At 64.0% G+C, this 15,527-nt stretch carries 16 protein-coding genes and 1 tRNA gene; 10 read left to right on the forward strand and 7 right to left on the reverse strand.

All coding sequences use genetic code 11. The features are described from left to right. Positions 1-82: 82 nt before the first annotated feature. From EII42_RS04020 to EII42_RS04035, 4 genes are all read left to right on the forward strand, one after another. Positions 83-1,084 carry a methionine ABC transporter ATP-binding protein gene (locus EII42_RS04020; RefSeq protein ID WP_125170836.1) on the forward strand — a complete coding sequence of 334 codons (1,002 nt, stop codon included), beginning with the start codon at positions 83-85 and terminating at the stop codon, positions 1,082-1,084. Continuing rightward, positions 1,077-1,736: a methionine ABC transporter permease gene (locus EII42_RS04025; protein ID WP_233558266.1), complete on the forward strand. Its 660-nt coding sequence runs from the start codon at positions 1,077-1,079 to the stop codon at positions 1,734-1,736. Before EII42_RS04020 ends, EII42_RS04025 begins: the two co-directional genes overlap by 8 nt. A 96-nt stretch (positions 1,737-1,832) precedes the next feature. Then, positions 1,833-2,648, forward strand: a complete 816-nt coding sequence (locus EII42_RS04030) for a MetQ/NlpA family ABC transporter substrate-binding protein (RefSeq protein ID WP_125170837.1) — start codon at positions 1,833-1,835, stop codon at positions 2,646-2,648. A 99-nt stretch (positions 2,649-2,747) separates the two neighbouring features. After that, entirely contained in the window at positions 2,748-3,302 is a 555-nt protein-coding gene (locus EII42_RS04035) for a GNAT family N-acetyltransferase (RefSeq protein ID WP_158676398.1), read from the forward strand. Positions 3,303-3,339: 37 nt separating this feature from the next. On the opposite strand, the gene EII42_RS04040 is transcribed toward EII42_RS04035, so the two are convergent. Beyond that, positions 3,340-3,696 carry an HIT domain-containing protein gene (locus EII42_RS04040; protein WP_125170839.1) on the reverse strand — a complete coding sequence of 119 codons (357 nt, stop codon included), beginning with the start codon at positions 3,694-3,696 and terminating at the stop codon, positions 3,340-3,342. Positions 3,697-3,873: 177 nt separating this feature from the next. On the opposite strand from EII42_RS04040, the gene EII42_RS04045 reads away from it, so the two are divergent. After that, entirely contained in the window at positions 3,874-4,260 is a 387-nt protein-coding gene (locus EII42_RS04045) for a hypothetical protein (protein ID WP_125170840.1), read from the forward strand. A gap of 109 nt (positions 4,261-4,369) precedes the next feature. Here the strand turns inward: EII42_RS04045 and EII42_RS04050 are convergent, their stop codons facing one another. From EII42_RS04050 to EII42_RS04060, 3 genes are all read right to left on the reverse strand, one after another. Next, positions 4,370-5,347, reverse strand: coding sequence for a hypothetical protein (locus EII42_RS04050; RefSeq protein ID WP_125170841.1), 978 nt, complete (start codon positions 5,345-5,347; stop codon positions 4,370-4,372). Then, on the reverse strand, positions 5,344-6,336 hold the full coding sequence (locus EII42_RS04055) for a hypothetical protein (protein ID WP_125170842.1): 993 nt from the start codon (positions 6,334-6,336) through the stop codon (positions 5,344-5,346). The genes EII42_RS04050 and EII42_RS04055 overlap by 4 nt, the downstream gene beginning before the upstream one ends. A 131-nt stretch (positions 6,337-6,467) precedes the next feature. After that, positions 6,468-6,539 (reverse strand) — tRNA-Gly (locus EII42_RS04060). A gap of 87 nt (positions 6,540-6,626) precedes the next feature. Between EII42_RS04060 and EII42_RS04065 the strand changes: the two genes are divergently transcribed. The 5 genes from EII42_RS04065 (at position 6,627) to EII42_RS04085 (ending at position 12,437) form a co-directional block, all read left to right on the forward strand. After that, positions 6,627-9,380 carry an FAD-binding and (Fe-S)-binding domain-containing protein gene (locus tag EII42_RS04065; RefSeq protein WP_125170843.1) on the forward strand — a complete coding sequence of 918 codons (2,754 nt, stop codon included), beginning with the start codon at positions 6,627-6,629 and terminating at the stop codon, positions 9,378-9,380. A gap of 11 nt (positions 9,381-9,391) precedes the next feature. Next, complete coding sequence (locus EII42_RS04070) at positions 9,392-9,892, forward strand: PH domain-containing protein (RefSeq protein WP_125170844.1); 501 nt, start codon at positions 9,392-9,394, stop codon at positions 9,890-9,892. Beyond that, positions 9,892-11,283: a PH domain-containing protein gene (locus EII42_RS04075; protein ID WP_125170845.1), complete on the forward strand. Its 1,392-nt coding sequence runs from the start codon at positions 9,892-9,894 to the stop codon at positions 11,281-11,283. Before EII42_RS04070 ends, EII42_RS04075 begins: the two co-directional genes overlap by 1 nt. Then, a complete protein-coding gene (gene ppgK / locus EII42_RS04080; RefSeq protein WP_125170846.1) occupies positions 11,280-12,026 on the forward strand; it encodes a polyphosphate--glucose phosphotransferase in 747 nt (248 codons plus the stop codon). Before EII42_RS04075 ends, ppgK begins: the two co-directional genes overlap by 4 nt. 63 nt (positions 12,027-12,089) lie before the next feature. Further along, the gene (locus EII42_RS04085; protein ID WP_125170847.1) at positions 12,090-12,437 is read left to right on the forward strand and encodes a tetratricopeptide repeat protein; all 348 of its coding nucleotides are present in this window, start codon (positions 12,090-12,092) and stop codon (positions 12,435-12,437) included. A 16-nt stretch (positions 12,438-12,453) separates the two neighbouring features. Here EII42_RS04085 and EII42_RS04090 read toward each other — a convergent pair whose 3' ends face one another. The 3 genes from EII42_RS04090 to EII42_RS04100 all read right to left on the reverse strand — a co-directional run bounded on the left by EII42_RS04090 (position 12,454) and on the right by EII42_RS04100 (position 15,526). Further along, complete coding sequence (locus EII42_RS04090; protein ID WP_125170848.1) at positions 12,454-13,095, reverse strand: CE1759 family FMN reductase; 642 nt, start codon at positions 13,093-13,095, stop codon at positions 12,454-12,456. Between the two features lie 10 nt (positions 13,096-13,105). After that, positions 13,106-14,242 (reverse strand): LLM class flavin-dependent oxidoreductase, encoded by a 1,137-nt coding sequence (locus tag EII42_RS04095; RefSeq protein WP_125170849.1) that lies wholly within the window; start codon positions 14,240-14,242, stop codon positions 13,106-13,108. Positions 14,243-14,365: 123 nt separating this feature from the next. Next, a complete protein-coding gene (locus tag EII42_RS04100; protein ID WP_125170850.1) occupies positions 14,366-15,526 on the reverse strand; it encodes an ArsA family ATPase in 1,161 nt (386 codons plus the stop codon). Between the last annotated feature and the right edge of the window lies 1 nt (position 15,527).

The following is a 15,527-nucleotide window of genomic DNA, read 5'->3' on the forward strand; positions in this document are numbered from 1 at the left end:
GCCCGCCCGGGAACTCGGACGTGAAATCGGTTTGGCCGGACCGACTGGCTGCTGCTTGAATAGCCGCCAAGGAGGGCAGACGTTGATCACGGTAACAGAGCTCGTCAAGGAGTTTCGCACGAAGGCGCGCGCCATTCGCGCGCTGGACGGTGTCTCCTTGTCGGTTCCCGGCGGGTCGATCCACGGCATCATCGGGCACTCGGGCGCGGGAAAGTCGACGCTGGTCAGATGCCTGGCGATGCTGGAGGCCCCCACCAGCGGCACTATCGAGGTCAACGGCAGGGCGTTGACAGAGGCGAAGGCGATCGACCTGCGCCGTGCCCGCCGCCGCATAGGGTTGGTCTTCCAGCAGGCCAACCTGTTCGATTCCCGCACGGTGCTCAGCAACGTCGCCTATCCCTTGGAGATAGCGGGTATGCCGCGCGAGCAGCGCGAGAAGCGGGCCCGGGAACTGTTGCGGCTCGTCGGCCTCGGGGATGCCTGCGACGTTCACCCGGCTCAGCTGTCGGGCGGCATGAAGCAGCGGGTGGGGATCGCTCGCGCGCTGGCCGTGAAGCCTGACGTGCTGCTGTGCGACGAGCCTACCTCTGCGCTCGATCCGCGAACCACGGACGAGATCCTGGACCTGATCACGAGTCTACGTCGGCCCGACTTGTGTGTCATCGTCATCACCCACGAGATGCACGTGGTGAAACGCATCTGCGACTCGGTTTCGCTGCTGGAGGCGGGCCGCATCGTCGAGTCCGGTCCACTCACGGAGGTGGTGTCCTCATTGCGGGGCAGATTGAGCCAGCTGCTGCTAGGTATCCCGCCAGGCGGTCCCACGGCGGGTACGCTGGTGGATGTGCTGAGCCGCGGGTCGCGCGCGGCGGAACCGGTCGTCGCGCACACCTCGAACCTGGTTGGGGCGGAGTTGGCGATCATCGCGGGCAGCGTCGAGCACCTGGCGGGTACCACGTTCTCGCACCTGCGCATCAGCGTGCCGAAAGGCACGGATCCGCATCTGGTGATCGCAAAGTTCGTGGAGCAGGGCGCCGACGCGTGCCTCACCTCCGAGCTGTTGACGGGAGAGCCCAGTGTTTGAGCAGATCACGCCCCAAATGTGGGCCGCCATCTGGCAGGGGCTCGGTGAGACGGCCATCATGGTGGGGTTGTCTGGTTTCTTCACGGTGTTGTTCGGTCTGCCGCTGGGCGTGTTGCTGTTCAGCTTCGACTCGTTGGTGCCCGCCCGTGGGTTCAAGGCGGTGCTGGGCTTCGTCGTGAACGTGGTGCGTTCCTTCCCGTACGCCATCTTGATGGTTTCGCTGATCCCGCTGACCCGCCTGCTCGTGGGTACGTCGGTGGGCCCGATTGCAGCGAGCGTTTCGCTCACCATCGCGGCCGTCCCGTTCTTCGCACGCCTAGTGGAGACTGCGCTCAGGGATGTGCCGTCAGGCAAGACAGATGCCGCGCTGGCGATGGGGTCGTCAGGCATCCAGGTGGTGTGGAAGGTTTGGCTGCCTGAGGCGCTGCCGACGATCGTCTCCGCGGTGACGACCACCGTGGTCACTTTGGTGGGCTACTCCGCGATGGCTGGCTTGATCGGCGGCGGCGGGCTTGGCAGGCTAGCCTACAACTTCGGCTACCAGCGATTCATGCCCGGGGTGATGCTGATCACCGTGGTGCTGCTCATCGTCCTGGTTCAGCTGATCCAGTGGCTGGGCGACCTGCTCGCGCGCTCCGTCGACCACCGCTGACCCTAGTTTTCCCGTGCCACCGGGTACGGGATGCCGGTTGTCCCGGCTAATAAACCCGGCCAACTTGTTGTTGGCCCCGAGCAAAGGAACACTCCTATGCGCAAGCTTCTCGCAGTCGCCGCTTCCGTCGCGGCATCGCTCGCGCTGGCCGCCTGCTCCGGCACCGCCCAGCAGACCCAGGGGCGCGGCCTCGCCAAGGTCACCGTCGGTGCCAGCCCTGTGCCGCACGCCAAGGTCCTTGAGTTCGTCGACAACGAACTGGCCGAGAAGGCGGGCATCGACCTGGATATCAAACAGTTCGACGACTACGTCCTGCCCAATCAGGCCCTGAACGACGGCGAGCTGGACGCGAACTTCTTCCAGCACCTGCCCTACCTCGAATCCGAGATGAAGGAGAAGGGCTACGCGTTCGAGCACGGCGCGGGTGTGCATATCGAGCCGCTCAGGCTCTTCTCCGCGAAGGTGGGTTCGCCCAGCGAGGTGGCCGAAGGCGCCACCGTCGCAATCACCAACGACGTCTCCAACCAGGCCCGCGGCCTTCTGCTGCTGCAGTCGGCGGGGTTGCTGAACGACATCACCCTGGAGTCCTCCGTGCTGAGCCTCACCCCGCAGCAGAACCCGAAGGGGCTCAGGTTTGAAGAGACGCAGCCGGAGATCGTGGTGCAGTTGGTGAACGACCCCAAGGTGGATCTGGCGGTAGTGAACGCCAACTTCGTGCTGAGTGCAGGCCTGGATCCCAGCCAGTCGGTGGCCACTGAGGAGGTGGCGAACAGCCCGTATTCCAACGTGCTCGTGTGGCGCAAGGACAACAAGAACGAGGGCGTGCGCAAGCTTGAGGAGCTGCTGCACTCGCCCGAGGTACAAAAGTTCTACAAGGACAACTGGCCCAGCGGCGACGTGCTTCCGGGCTGAGTTAGGCCGCCGACGGGTCGGGGCGGGTTGGGCGCGGGGCAGCGCTCGGCCCGCCCCGCCGTTTCCTCGATATCGGCCCGGCGTTGTATGTTGCCCCGCATGAGCAACGACTGGGTGATTCGCAACGTGGAACCTGCCGATGCGGCGGGGGTGTTGGCCGCCTTTTCGAGTTGCCCGGAGATGTCTCGCCAGGGCAGAGTGACGAATCTGGCCGAGGCCCGCGCCTACATCGACTGGCTGCTCGCTGAGGACCGAGAGGCGAGGGTGGCCGCCCAGCCGGTGGGCGGGGCGGTGTTCTCCCTCGTGGCGGCCACCCTGGACCGCGCAAACCGCTCAGCCTGGGTGTTCTACTGGGCTCACCGGGAGGCCCGGGGGCAAGGCATCACGTCCCGGCTGGTCCGTGAGTTCGCCGACGAGCTGCTCGGCACTGGGGTGGAGCGCCTGGAGTTGGGCTACCGGCTGAACAATCCGGCATCCGCGCGGGTAGCCGAAGCGGCCGGGTTCATCGTCGAGGGGATCGAGCGGGGAAAGTTCCTGATTGATGGGGTGCGCGTCGACGCCGCCGTCGCGGCTCGGCTGACCAGCGACCCGTGGCCGGGTGACCAGGAGTCACCACAAAGGCCTTGCGCGAGCGCGACGCACCGGTTCACGTGAAAAGGGCCCATCCCCGGAGTGGGCTCCGCCGAGTCTGTCAAACTAAGCCCTCACGGGTGCGCTCGCCGGAGTAGACGTGGATGTGTAGGTGTTTTGAGTCCTGGTAACGGCCGAGGTTGGTGAGCACCCGCGCGGCCCCCAGCGTCTGCTCGACGCGACTCGCCACCCGCTGCACCACCGCCAGCAGCTCGCGAACATCGTCCTCGTCGTCGGAGCAGACGCTGGTGAGCGAGCCAAGATGCTTCTTGGGGACCACGACGATGTGCGTGGCCCAGCTGGGCCGGGTGTGATGGAAGGCCAGGACGCGCTCGGTCTCTTCGACGACGCGCAGACGGTCGACGTTGGGCAGCGCCACGTCGCAGTAGAAATCGGTTCCCTCGTATTCGGGCTTCATCACTTCTCTTCCGGTTCTGGAGCCAGCGGGCGCTGACTAGGGCAAATTAGTTGACGCAAGCCCGGCGATTGTGACCCCCTGGGGTGGTAGCTTCAACTCGTCGGGCGGTCCGACCAACGTTGTTTCGGCGGTCGCCCAGTGAAATCCTATGTTCCATCTCTGTAAGGAGCTTTTCACATGAACGCACATCTCAAGCGGATGGCCGCCTTCGCAGCAGCCGCCCTGCTCGCAGGCACGACGCTTACCGGTTGCGGTTCCGGCGGCAGCGCCAAGGCATTCTGCGACACCATGAACAAGAACCGCGAGTCCATCGAGAAGAACATGGACACCTCCCCCGAATCGTTCGGGAAGTCCTTGGAAGAGGGGAAGAAGGTCTGGGAGGAGCTGCTGGCGGTGGCACCGGACGAGATCCGCTCGGATGTGCAGAAGGTGAGCAATCTCTGGCAGGAGCTCGAAACTGGCATGCAAAACATGGACCCAGAGAAGCTGATGAACATCGGGAAAGGGACCGAAGAGAGCCTCAAGAAGATCGGCGACTTCTACAACAAGAACTGCTCCAAGTAGGGACAGCGGGCTGCTCAGGCACCGGCCGGGTTGGCCGGTGCCGCTGTCTTTTCTGGGGACGTGGTTCGCCCGAGTTCACCGACACCCCACCCGCGCCAGCCAGGCCAGGCTAGCGCAGTTCGGACGGTTTTCGACGTGGTCCTCTGTCGATTGCGAGTTGTTCCACCCGGATGGGCAGGTAGTGGAGAGCCAGCGAGTCCAGAATCCTCTGCAGCCGTGCCAGCGCAGCTGCACGCTCACCGTCCGACGACGCCCCCGCTGCCAGCCGGGCCACCTTGGCCGCCTTGGCCACCTCATCGCGCGCTCCTCGCGCGACGTGCCGCAGCCCCATCCGCTCAGCGTTGTCCCGGGCCACCTGAAACCGGATCTCCACGCGATCAGCGGCCGCCCTCGATGGGCAGGTCTCGAACTCCACCAGCGCCTCCTCGAAGGCGGCGGTCGTCGGCACTTCAGGATCGAACAGCGCAGGGTTCTCCAGCCGGTAAAGCAAATCCGAGCGCAGCTGAGCATATTCTCTTCTGATCCGCGCCACCTGAACGCCTGGGGAGACTTCGGAGGCAGCGGGCAGCACGCCATTCCATAGCTCGCCCCGCTCCACCGCTAGCGCGTAGGAGTGCACATTCCCCAGGGTCACCCCCACCTTCTTCTGACCGAGGATTTCCCGCCGAGCCCAGCCAACTGACCAGTTAGCCAGCCCGAGGATCGTCAACAGGCAGCCCGCGACGAGGATCCAGCCAGCTTGTAGCCAGATCGCCAACCCGATGCTCGCCGCAGCAACAATCACGTTCACGTAGGCCCGTGAACCGGCGCTCTCCTTGGCCACCACGTTTGGCAGGAGCATGAAACGCGCGTCAGCCAGCCGCTCCCCCCAGGACGTTTTCAGTCCGCTGAGGGTAGTGCTGCCCGCCAAATCGGAGATGCTCAGGCCGAATCCGAGAGTTCTGCTCCTGACCGAGAACCCGCCTCCCCTCTCTCGCTTGACCGCGAACAGATAGTGGCTGTCGTCGGTGAACACTAGCAGCCCGCACGGCGCGATGGCCCGGATCTTCGTCTCCTCGTCCAGCAGACCCCAGGGAACTGGCTTCATGCTCGTCTCCTGCCCGGCAGCTGTTTCAGGCGCCGCCCGCCCAGCGCGTTCGAAACCTCGGCCCTGCTGGGCAGATAGTAGAGTGCAAGCCCCGACAGGAGTTGTCGCGCCAACCCAGCCGCAGCTTTTCGCTCGGCCGGAGTGGTGCTCTCATCCAGCGCAAGCCGGATCGCTTTCAGCGCACGTCGAGCATCATCGCGCGCGGTCTCAGGCAGGTGCCGCATGCCGACGCGCTCAGCGTGTCGTCGGGCCGCGCGAAAGGAACTGACCACTTGGGCGGCCAACGCCACCCGATCTTCGGTTTCAAGGCGTGGCCATTCTGAGTCCCACCTGAATAGGGCGAGCGTCAGGGCCTCCGTCTCCGGCACAGCGGCGTCAAACAGCGCTGGATTGTCGACCCGGTAGGCCAAGTCCGAGAGCAGTCGACCATACTCCTCCTTCACCTCATCCACCTGCCGCGCGGCTGCTTCGGATCGGTCTTCTTCCAGCACAAGCTCCCGGAGCCGCCAGTGCTGCCCATTGATGGCGTAGCCCCACCCCGAGCGGCCGATCAGCATGAGAGCGAACACCAAGAACCCGAAGAAACACACGACGAACACGGCAATAAGCCCCAGGGGGTTGATGACGTCGAAGGGGAGGGCTCCGCTTAGAATCGCCCAGAGGAATGCCACGCAGCAGACGAGTTGAACCATGGGCAGCCTTTTGCGACGCAGGTAGTTCTTCCAGGAACTGATCCTGACTGCTTCCCCTTCCGGCAGTCTGAAACACCGCAGCGGCTCAAGCCCGATCTCTGCAGCCACCACATCACCGATGCCCCGGCCGAGTGGAGCCGATCTGATCACCCGGACCTCGCCCTCGGACATGTTCAGCCTGACGTCTGACTCCCGCCGCTGTGCCAGCGCGCACTGGTCAGGGAAAACCAGCAGAAGATTCCACTTGATCCAACGTATCGGGGTGCTGAGCGGGATTTCGATTGCCTCGGGCTTCACACGCCTCAGGATAGGATGCCTGCCACGCACCGCAGCTCGGGCCGACGTCTGCGTGGTTCTTAACTCACGAAACTGTCCCGAGAAAAGCGGCCCCGGCAAGCACTTTGCCTGCCGGGGCCGCTCCCGCGTCGAGCGGACGACGGGATTCGAACCCGCAACATTCAGCTTGGGAAGCTGACGCTCTACCATTGAACTACGTCCGCATCGGCCTGAGCCACGCCCCATACTAGCAGCGCTTGGCGTTCACGCACATCCCGGCCCTGCACGTAAACGCGGGTAACATTCATTCCGTGAAAACCGGGATGCAACGCAGCGCCGACGTGTTGACGCGCCTTGCGCACTCGCACGACGCTTCGCGCTTCCTGGAAATCCCGCAGGAGGTGGCGGTCGCCAGCTCGATCGAGGATGTTCGCGCGCTCTTCCTGGAGGCGGCCGAAGGCCGTCGGCACCTTACACTACGCGGCGGCGGCACCAGCCTGAGCGGCCAGGCAATCTCCGACGATCTACTGGTGGATGTCCGTCGAAGATTCCGCACCATCGAGGTGCTTGACGACGGCCTCCGCGTGCGAGCCGGTGCGGGGGCGTCAGTGGCGGCCATCAACGCCCGCCTCCTTCGCCACGGACGCCGGATCGGCCCCGACCCGGCCTCCGCGCAGACCGCGACAATCGGCGGGGTCATCGCCAACAACTCCACCGGCCGTGGCGCCGTCTGCGCCCACGATGCCTTCGCCACCATCGAATCCCTGGTGGTGGTGCTGCCCAACGGTCGGGTGGTGGACACGAGTCAGCCGGACGTCGACATCGCGCTCACCTGGGACGAGCCCACCTTGGCTGGCGGCCTGAACCTGCTTCGCCGCCGGCTACGCGAGGACGAAGCATCGCTCGCCGAGATCGACCGGCTGTGGTCGATGCGCAACTCCATGGGCTACGACCTGCGAGCACTCACCCGCTATTCCTCCCCTTCGGACATGATCCGCCAGTTGATGGTGGGCAGTGAAGGAACCCTGGGTTTCATCGCGGAGGTCACGCTGAGCACCGTCGCCCTGAAGCCTGCCCGGCGCGTGGACATCGTCGTCTTTGACTGCCCGGAGGAAGCCTTGGCAACCGCTCATGGCCTGACCACCGAGCCCTTCGACGTGGTGCAGCTGTTCGACGTGGACGCGCTGCGCGTCGTGCAAGAGCTACCGGAGGTGCACGAGGCTATCCGGGGACTGAAACTGGATCGCCACGCCGCGCTGCTGTTGGAGATCCACGCCGAGAACGAGGCAGAGCTGGCGGAGAAGGAGCGGCAATTTGCGCCAATCCTCGACGTGCTGCCCGACGTGCATTCCATCGACACAAGCGTGACATCGGCCCCACTGTGGCGGGTCCACCACGGGGTGTTCACCGCGATGGCGAAGGCCCGCCGCCCCGGCACCACCCTGCTGATGGAGGATTTCAGCGTTCCGCTGCCGCACGTCGGCCCGGTGATGACGAAACTCGATCGACTGTTCGATCAGTACGGCTTCCACCGTTCCCCGATCACCGCTGACCTCGTCACCGGCACCCTGCACTTCATGCTCACCGAGAACTTCGACGATGCCGCTCGGCTGCGCAAGTTCAAACGCTTTGTCAAGGCCTTCGTGCGTGCGGTGCTGGACTGCGGCGGCGTGCTGCGCTCGCACTACGGCACCGGCCGGGTGATGGCTCCCTTCCTAGAGGAGCAGGTGGGCACCGAGCTCTACGAGGTAATGCGCGGTATCAAGCACCTGTTCGACCCGCTCAGCATTCTGTCTCCGCGCTCGATGTTCAACGAGAACCCGGAGGCGCATGTCTCCGGCATCAAGCTCATGCCCACCATCGAGGATCCGGCCGACCGCTGCGTCGAGTGCGGCCTGTGCGAGAGCGTTTGTCCATCGGCCGACCTCACCCTAACCCCCAGACAGCGCGTCGTGCTGCGTCGGGAGATCGCCGCGCGCAGCGCCGACGTCAAGTTGCTCGAAGCGCTCAACCACAACTATCAATACGCCGCCATCGACACCTGCTCGACGGCCAGCATCTGCCAGCTAGCCTGCCCTCTGGACATCGACATCGGCGAGCTGGTGCGCCAGCTCAAAGCCGACAACAACACGGAGCGCGAGGAGCGGGCCTGGGACCGCGCGGCCCGAAACTGGGGCGCCAGCACCCGGCTGGGTGCCGCCGCCATGTCTACCGCGAAGCACCTCCAGCCGCTTGCGAAGTTCGCCACTCGGTTGGGGCGGGCGCACTTCGGGGGGGATTCCGTTTGGGGATACTCCGACGACTTCCCACCGGGCGCGGGTCTGCGTCGTCGACCCGCGAAGGAGCTGTCCGCACCGGACTCCGTGGCCGCGTACTTCCCCGGCTGCCAGCAAACTTTCCTCGGCGCCGAGGGGCAAGGGGTCTTCGCGGCGTTCAACGAGCTGTGCAGCCGCGCAGGCACCCCGGTTTCCCTGATCAATGCCGCGAAACTGTGCTGCGGTATTCCTTGGAAGACCCGGGGGCTCCGGCTCGGCTACCAGACGATGACCGGGCACACGCGACGCGCCCTGGCCAAGCGCTGGCAGGAGGTCGTGGTGATCGACTCCTCCGCCTGTGCACTCAACCTGCGGGAGATGCTGCAGCCCTACCAGAGCCGAAAGCCGCAGATCATGGATGTGCTCGACTTCGTTGCACAGACGCTCCTGCCCAAACTTGAGGTCGTTGCTCCGGTCGAATCGCTGCTGCTCTACCCGTCGTGCGCGAACAGCCACCTCGGCAACCGGGAGGCGGCGTTGCGGATCGCGCAGGCGGCCGCGTCCCAGGTTTACCTGCCCGACGAGTGGGCCTGCTGCGGCGCCCACGGCGACCGCGGCCTGCTCCACCCGGAGCTGCCGCGCGCGGCCACGCGTCTGTCGGCTGCGGAGATTGCCGAGCGCGAGTTCGCGGCCTACGCTTCCACCACGCGTTCCTGCGAGGTGGCGATGAGCATTGTGACGAGGCGGCCATTCGTTCATCTGATCGAGGTGCTGGCTCAGGCAACCAGGAAGACGCAAGATACCCGGTAGGCTTCCGAGGTATGTCGGATTTGTTCAGACCTCCTGCCCTGGACTGGCAGCGGCTCTCGCCGAAGTACCTGAAGGTTCGCGTGCTCGCCACGCTCCTCGGCCATGGGGTGTGGGTTCCGGCCAGCACCTTCGGGTTGTGGTATCTGCTGTCCGACACCCAATTCGGGTTCGTGGTCTGGGCCTGGCTCGGGCTGTTCGCTACCCTCTTCATCTGGAACCTGGTCCGCGCCCCCCGCTGGGTGCGCTCCTGGGGTTATGCGGAACACAACGACAACATCTACGTCACCCATGGTCTACTCTTTCGCACCCTCACCTGCGTCCCCTACGGGCGGATGCAACTCGTGGAGGTAGATTCTGGCCCGATCGACAGGTTGTTCGACTTGGCCGACGTCAAGATGGTCACAGCCTCCTCAAGCGGTTCTGTGGAGATCCCCGGCCTCGACCGCGCAGCGGCCGAGGCAGTCCGTGACCGATTCATCGCTCGCGGCAATGAACTTCAAGAGTCCATCTGATGCAGCCTGATCCTCTAGTCGACGCCGAAGGCCCATCGCCGCACCGGGTCGAGCGTCCGTCTCCGTTGACCGGGGTCGCCAATGCCTCCGTTTTCCTACTCGGTGCCGCGTTATTCGTGGCCAGAGAGGCGTTCGAGGGCAACTTCGATCTCTTTGATCTGCACGATCTGCGCTCGATAGGGCTTTTCCTCGCCGGTGCCCTTGCTGCAGTGGCACTTCTTGGTTTCCTCGTCGGGATCATCCAATGGCGATCGACGACGTTCATCGTCGACGACGAGTTCCGAATCGAACGCAAGCTGTTTCGGAAGTCCACCACCCAGATAGCCTTCCACAAGGTGCAATCCGTCGACATCACGCGCCCCTTCGCGGCCAGAGTGCTGAGGCTGGCCGCAGTCACCATCGACGTGGGCTCGGAGGGCAGCCAGAAACTGCGATTCCTCACGACGAAACGCGCGAACGAGTTGCGTGACCATCTGCTAGAGCGGATGCACCAGGGGCAGCAGGTGTCAGCTGCCGCGATGGCCCAGGGGGATCCCGGAACCGTGGTGTATCGGACGCGCCTGCCTCGAATGCTGCTGGGTTCGGTGCTGAAGAACGGTTGGTTGGGCTCGCTGCTGGCGTTCATCGCGCTGCCGATGTTCTTCCTGTCGCTCGCCCTGCCAGGTCTGAGCACAGTGGTGGGATTTGCTTCCTCTGGTGCACTGCTGTTTGCGGTTCTCGCGACGACTGCGGGGCGCGTCGCGCGCATGTGGGGTTTCACCATCACACGAAACGACATCGGCCTACGGTTCCAGAGGGGGTTGTTCACCCGTGTGCAGACGACGCTGCACATCGATCGGATCCAGACCGTCACCCTGAACCAGCCACTCCTCCTGCGGCTCGCCGGCCTGGTGGAGATCCGGATCTCCGTGTTGGGCAAGGAAACCACTGACGAGAACTCCGAGGACATCGACGTGGTGCTGCCCTACGGCACCGTGGAGGAGGCCCGCCTGGTGCTCGGTTTGCTGCTGCCAGGCATTGATCCGTTCTCCCTGCCCTGGATCAGGCAGTCGCACAAGGGGCGGTACCTCAACTGGTTCTGTGAACGCTCATTCGCCATTGACGATGCGGTTGTCGCTTCACAGACCCGGATGCTGGGGGCTCGGGTCGTCCTCGCTCCACATGCCCGAGTACAGGGCCTCGGCATCGCCCAAGGACCGCTGCAGCGAATGCTCGGGCTTGGATCGGTGTACATCCACAACATCGACGCCTCGCCGGATCTCTGCATCGAGCACCTGGAACCGGACATGATCGACTGGGTCTTCGCTTCTATCCAGTACAGAGGCAGTCTCGCCCGCCAAGCGAGGACTCGCCACCGCGAGGTGCAGGGAAAGAGTAAGATTCTCCCATGACCATCTACCTCGGCATTGATGTTGGCGGCTCCGGGATCAAGGGTGCCCCGGTTGATCTTGAGACTGGCGAGTTTGTTTCCGACCGGTTGCGTATTCCCACACCCAGCAAATCGACGCCAAAGAACGTCGCGGAGGTTGTGGCGCAGATCGTTGAGCATTTCGCGGAGTACATCGGCGACGAAGGTGTGGGACTCACTATCCCGGCACCGGTGATTCATGGTCGGGTTCCGTTCATCGCGAACCTGCATCAAAAGTGGGCGGGGCTGGAGGCCGATACCTTCTTCACGGAGCGTCTGGGGCGCCCGGTTACGCTCGTCAACGACGCTGACGCTGCTGGCCTCGCGGAGGTGCGCTACGGGGCAGCCCACAACAATCAGGGGGTGGTTGTCATGACCACCCTTGGAACGGGCATCGGCTCCGCCATCATCCACAAGGGAGTCCTGCTACCAAACACCGAGCTGGGCCATCTGCTGCTTGATGGTCAAGACGCAGAGAAGCTAGCTGCATCTTCAGTGAAGGACAGGGAGGGCCTGAGCTACGAGGAGTGGGCGGTGCGCCTGCAGCGCTACTACGAGCACGTCGAGATGCTGTTTTCGCCCGACCTGTTCGTGATCGGAGGCGGTGTGTCGAAGGATTGGAAGAAGTTCGGGCACCTGCTCACGCTGGACGTTCCCGTCGTACCCGCGCAGCTGCGGAACAAGGCTGGCATCATCGGCGCCGCGATGGTGGCTGCGGATAGTTAGTGCGGCTGTTGGGGCGACACTGAGCGATTGGAATACCCCAGGGGGGTTTTGCGTTCTAAGGGCATGACCAACACTCAGCTCACGTTCAATCTTGCGGTACAAGCCTTCGAGGCGCGCGACTACGCCACTGCGGTCGATCGTTTCCAGCGAATCCTCGACGACGATCCGGGCCTGACGCTCGTGAGGGAGTATCTGGCTCGAGCGCACTACCACCGAGCCGCCCTGCCGCTGGCGGAGCGCGAGGCCCGAGCCCTGCTGGCGCACGACCCGACGGACACCTTCGCGCTGCTGCTCTTGGCCCGAACTCTGGAACGGCAGTCTCGTACCGAGGAGGCGCTTGGTTTTCGGCGCCAACTTGCCGCGCTGACCGGTGACGCGAGCCAATTGGAGTCGCACCAAGCCGCTAGGTAGCGGTGCTCGGTGTTGTTCAGGGGGCGCCTTTGCGCCCCTTGAGCAACGCAGCGAATCCGCCCGGAATCTCTCGAATCTTCCCATCGTCTTGCACTGATGCTCTGAAACCGGCCACCGAAGTATCCGCTCTCAGGACCCGGCTAACGAGTTCGCCTGCGGCCCGTCGGACACGAACAAATAGGTCCTCATGCCCGGCGAAATCATCGGTGGCCGCGAAGACTCCCGTAGGCACTATATCGGCGCGCAAATAGGCAAACAGGGGACGCATCGCATACTCGATTACGAGAGAGTGTCGCATGGTGCCTGCGGTTGCAGCTAGCAGCGTCGGCTTTCCGATGAGAGCGTCTTTATCCATGGAGTCGAAGAACATCTTGAACAAGCCGGAGTAACTTGCCGAGAAAACTGGCGTCACAGCCACCAGGCCGTCGCTGCCCAGGATTTCCCGCTCGATCGCTTGGAGGTCGGGACAGGGTGTCCCACTGGTCATCCGCTTAACCAGGTCTGCGGCCAGTTGACGTACCTCGACTTCAACGAAATCCACGCTCTCGCCCCGGGAGGTGACCTCAGTGTGCAGTGCGTTTCTGATCTGTTCCGCTAGCTTCCCAGTGGTAGAAGGGGTACTGAGGCCGGCGCTCACAATCGCTATTTTTCGGGTCATCTACTTCCTTTCAGCTGCTCTGGTCTGCCAGCGTCTCCTCAGACCCTGGGTCAACCAGCCGGTGCGGGTGGTTCTTCGACGTCGAGACCAACGTCTCGTGCGTTGGCGGATCGCTTGGCACGTCGGCGGGGCGCCTACGCTCGAACTCTGCCCGAAGGACCGGAATCACGTCGCGGCCCAGATACTCAATCTGTTCCAGCACGAGGTCGAGAGGCAAGCCCGCATGGTCAATCAGGAACAGCTGTCGCTGATAGTCCCCGGCGTAGTCAGCAAAGGACAGCGTCTTCTCAATCACCTGCTCCGGCGTACCCACCCGCAACGGGGTCAGTGCCTCATACTCCTCCAGCGAGGGGCCGTGCCCGTAGACCGGAGCCACGTCGAAGTACCGTCGGAAACGCGATTTGGCCTCTGCCTCCGAGTCAGCGAGGAACACCTGCCCGCCCAGGCCCACGATGGCCTGCGCGGCCGAACCGTGACCGTAATGCTCATAGCGGCGCCGGTAGAGCTGAATCATCGTCCGGGTGTGCTCTTGGTTCCAGAAGATGTTGTTATGAAAGAAACCATCCCCGTAGTAAGCAGCCTGCTCTGCAATCTCGGGCGAACGAATCGAACCGTGCCAGACGAACGGAGGCACGTCGTCAAGCGGCCACGGGGTGCTCGTGTAGCCGCGCAACGGCACTCGGAACTCGCCTTCCCAGTTAACCACCCGCTCCCGCCAAAGCCGACGCAACAGGTGGTAGTTTTCCACCGCAAGCTCGATGCCCTTGCGGATATCCTTGCCGAACCAGGGGTACACCGGGCCGGTGTTGCCCCGCCCAAGCATCAGATCCATCCGCCCGCCGGACAGGTGCTGCAGCATCGCATAGTCCTCGGCAATCTTCACCGGGTCGTTTGTGGTGATGAGCGTGGTCGCGGTGCTGAGTCGCAGCTTCGTCGTCTTGGCTGCGATGAACGCCAGTTGAGTGGTCGGGGAGGAAGGAACGAACGGCGGATTGTGATGCTCACCCTGGGCGAAGACGTCGAGCCCCTCCTCCTCCGCTTTGAGGGCTATCCGCACCATGGCTTCAATTCGCTCGCCCTCCGACGGGGTATTCCCGGTAACCGGGTCCTCGGTCAGATCCCCAACGCTAAAAATACCGAACTGCATACTATCCTCCCGGATGCGCGCCAAAAGTGGGCGCGTTTCACTACCTACACAGTAGTTGACCTGACAAGATTACCCAAGCCTGACCCCCATCGATTCGCCAGCATGATCAAAAGCGGACAGTCTTCACCTCATCTGCACGACGAGTTCTTCGTCGCGAAAGCGTGCGTTGACCACCTGCCGTCCCGACAGAGCGTCGGGCAGGGCAATGCGTCGACGCTCGTTCCGGTAGGCCAGCAGCAGATCGGTGCCATCCTGGCTGAGGTCCAATTCGGCCTTGTCCGCGTGCGGCAGGCTGAGATGCAGCAGAAACGCGCCGCCCTCCCGGGTGACGCGCAAGTAATCACCCCGGTAATTTATCGCCGCCAGGTCGGCCTCACCGTAGGTACGCTCAGCCAATGCACGCAGCGCATCGATCCCGACTATCTCCCTCTCTTGCAGCGGCAGCCGGTGGATCGGCAGATGGGTGAAACTCTCCACCACCTGCTGGATACCCGCCTCCTGGCTGAACTTCCACGGCGCGAAATATCCGCCGAGCGCGGCCGTCGGGTAGATGCGATTGAGGATTACTGCGTCCACGACGAACCCGTACATTGTGAGCCAGGTGTGCGCGCGGCGGGTTTCCGCGACAACCACCCTCTCCGGGGTGGTGACCAGCCTCAGGGTGGTGGTGCTGCCGTCGCCGAGCAGGGCGCCGAGCCGCTTCAGCCGATCGAGCAAGCCGAGCGCATCATCGAAGAGGCGGTCCTCGGGCATGGGGATGCGGGTCAGTTTCTCGATGGGCCTACCGAGGAGCTTCACGAGCGCCCGTTTCGTGGGCAGGGCGGTTCGGAACAGCTGGTCGAGACGCTCCGGATACTTCAACAGTGACATGGTCTCGCCCGTCGGGGCGCAATCCACTACCAACACGTCGTAGCGCCTGGACGACGCGTGGTCGAGGATCCGCAGCAGGCTGAACAGGTCGGCGAGGCCGGGCAGCAGCAGCATCTCCTCGTCAGCCAACGTCATCTCCTGACCTCTAGTCAGCAGCCTCCCCAGATATTCGCGCAAGTTGGCCCATGCCTTGTCGTTCTCAGCGAGGGCGTCGATCTCCAGCGCGTCGACGCGGGGGGCGACGCGGGCGGGCTCGTTGGCCAGGGGCAGGCTGAGGGCGTCGCCGAGCGAGTGTGCTGGGTCGGTGCTCATCACCAGCACCCGATGGCCTTGGTCGGCCAAGCGCAGCGCGGTGGCCGCCGCGACGGTGGTTTTTCCGACGCCACCCTTTCCTGTGTAGAGGATGATTCGCATC

The sequence above is a fragment of the Tessaracoccus sp. OH4464_COT-324 genome (assembly GCF_003932855.1).
Taxonomy (GTDB): domain Bacteria; phylum Actinomycetota; class Actinomycetes; order Propionibacteriales; family Propionibacteriaceae; genus Arachnia.

What these genes read in the sequence shown, in the direction of transcription:
- EII42_RS04030 (WP_125170837.1), top strand. Translation starts at nt 1,833, where the DNA reads ATGCGCAAGCTTCTCGCAGTCGCCGCTTCCGTCGCGGCATCGCTCGCG.
- EII42_RS04035 (WP_158676398.1), top strand. Translation starts at nt 2,748, where the DNA reads ATGAGCAACGACTGGGTGATTCGCAACGTGGAACCTGCCGATGCGGCG.
- EII42_RS04040 (WP_125170839.1), bottom strand. Translation starts at nt 3,696, where the DNA reads ATGAAGCCCGAATACGAGGGAACCGATTTCTACTGCGACGTGGCGCTG.
- EII42_RS04045 (WP_125170840.1), top strand. Translation starts at nt 3,874, where the DNA reads ATGAACGCACATCTCAAGCGGATGGCCGCCTTCGCAGCAGCCGCCCTG.
- EII42_RS04050 (WP_125170841.1), bottom strand. Translation starts at nt 5,347, where the DNA reads ATGAAGCCAGTTCCCTGGGGTCTGCTGGACGAGGAGACGAAGATCCGG.
- EII42_RS04070 (WP_125170844.1), top strand. Translation starts at nt 9,392, where the DNA reads ATGTCGGATTTGTTCAGACCTCCTGCCCTGGACTGGCAGCGGCTCTCG.
- EII42_RS04075 (WP_125170845.1), top strand. Translation starts at nt 9,892, where the DNA reads ATGCAGCCTGATCCTCTAGTCGACGCCGAAGGCCCATCGCCGCACCGG.
- ppgK (WP_125170846.1), top strand. Translation starts at nt 11,280, where the DNA reads ATGACCATCTACCTCGGCATTGATGTTGGCGGCTCCGGGATCAAGGGT.
- EII42_RS04085 (WP_125170847.1), top strand. Translation starts at nt 12,090, where the DNA reads ATGACCAACACTCAGCTCACGTTCAATCTTGCGGTACAAGCCTTCGAG.
- EII42_RS04090 (WP_125170848.1), bottom strand. Translation starts at nt 13,095, where the DNA reads ATGACCCGAAAAATAGCGATTGTGAGCGCCGGCCTCAGTACCCCTTCT.
- EII42_RS04095 (WP_125170849.1), bottom strand. Translation starts at nt 14,242, where the DNA reads ATGCAGTTCGGTATTTTTAGCGTTGGGGATCTGACCGAGGACCCGGTT.
- EII42_RS04100 (WP_125170850.1), bottom strand. Translation starts at nt 15,526, where the DNA reads ATGCGAATCATCCTCTACACAGGAAAGGGTGGCGTCGGAAAAACCACC.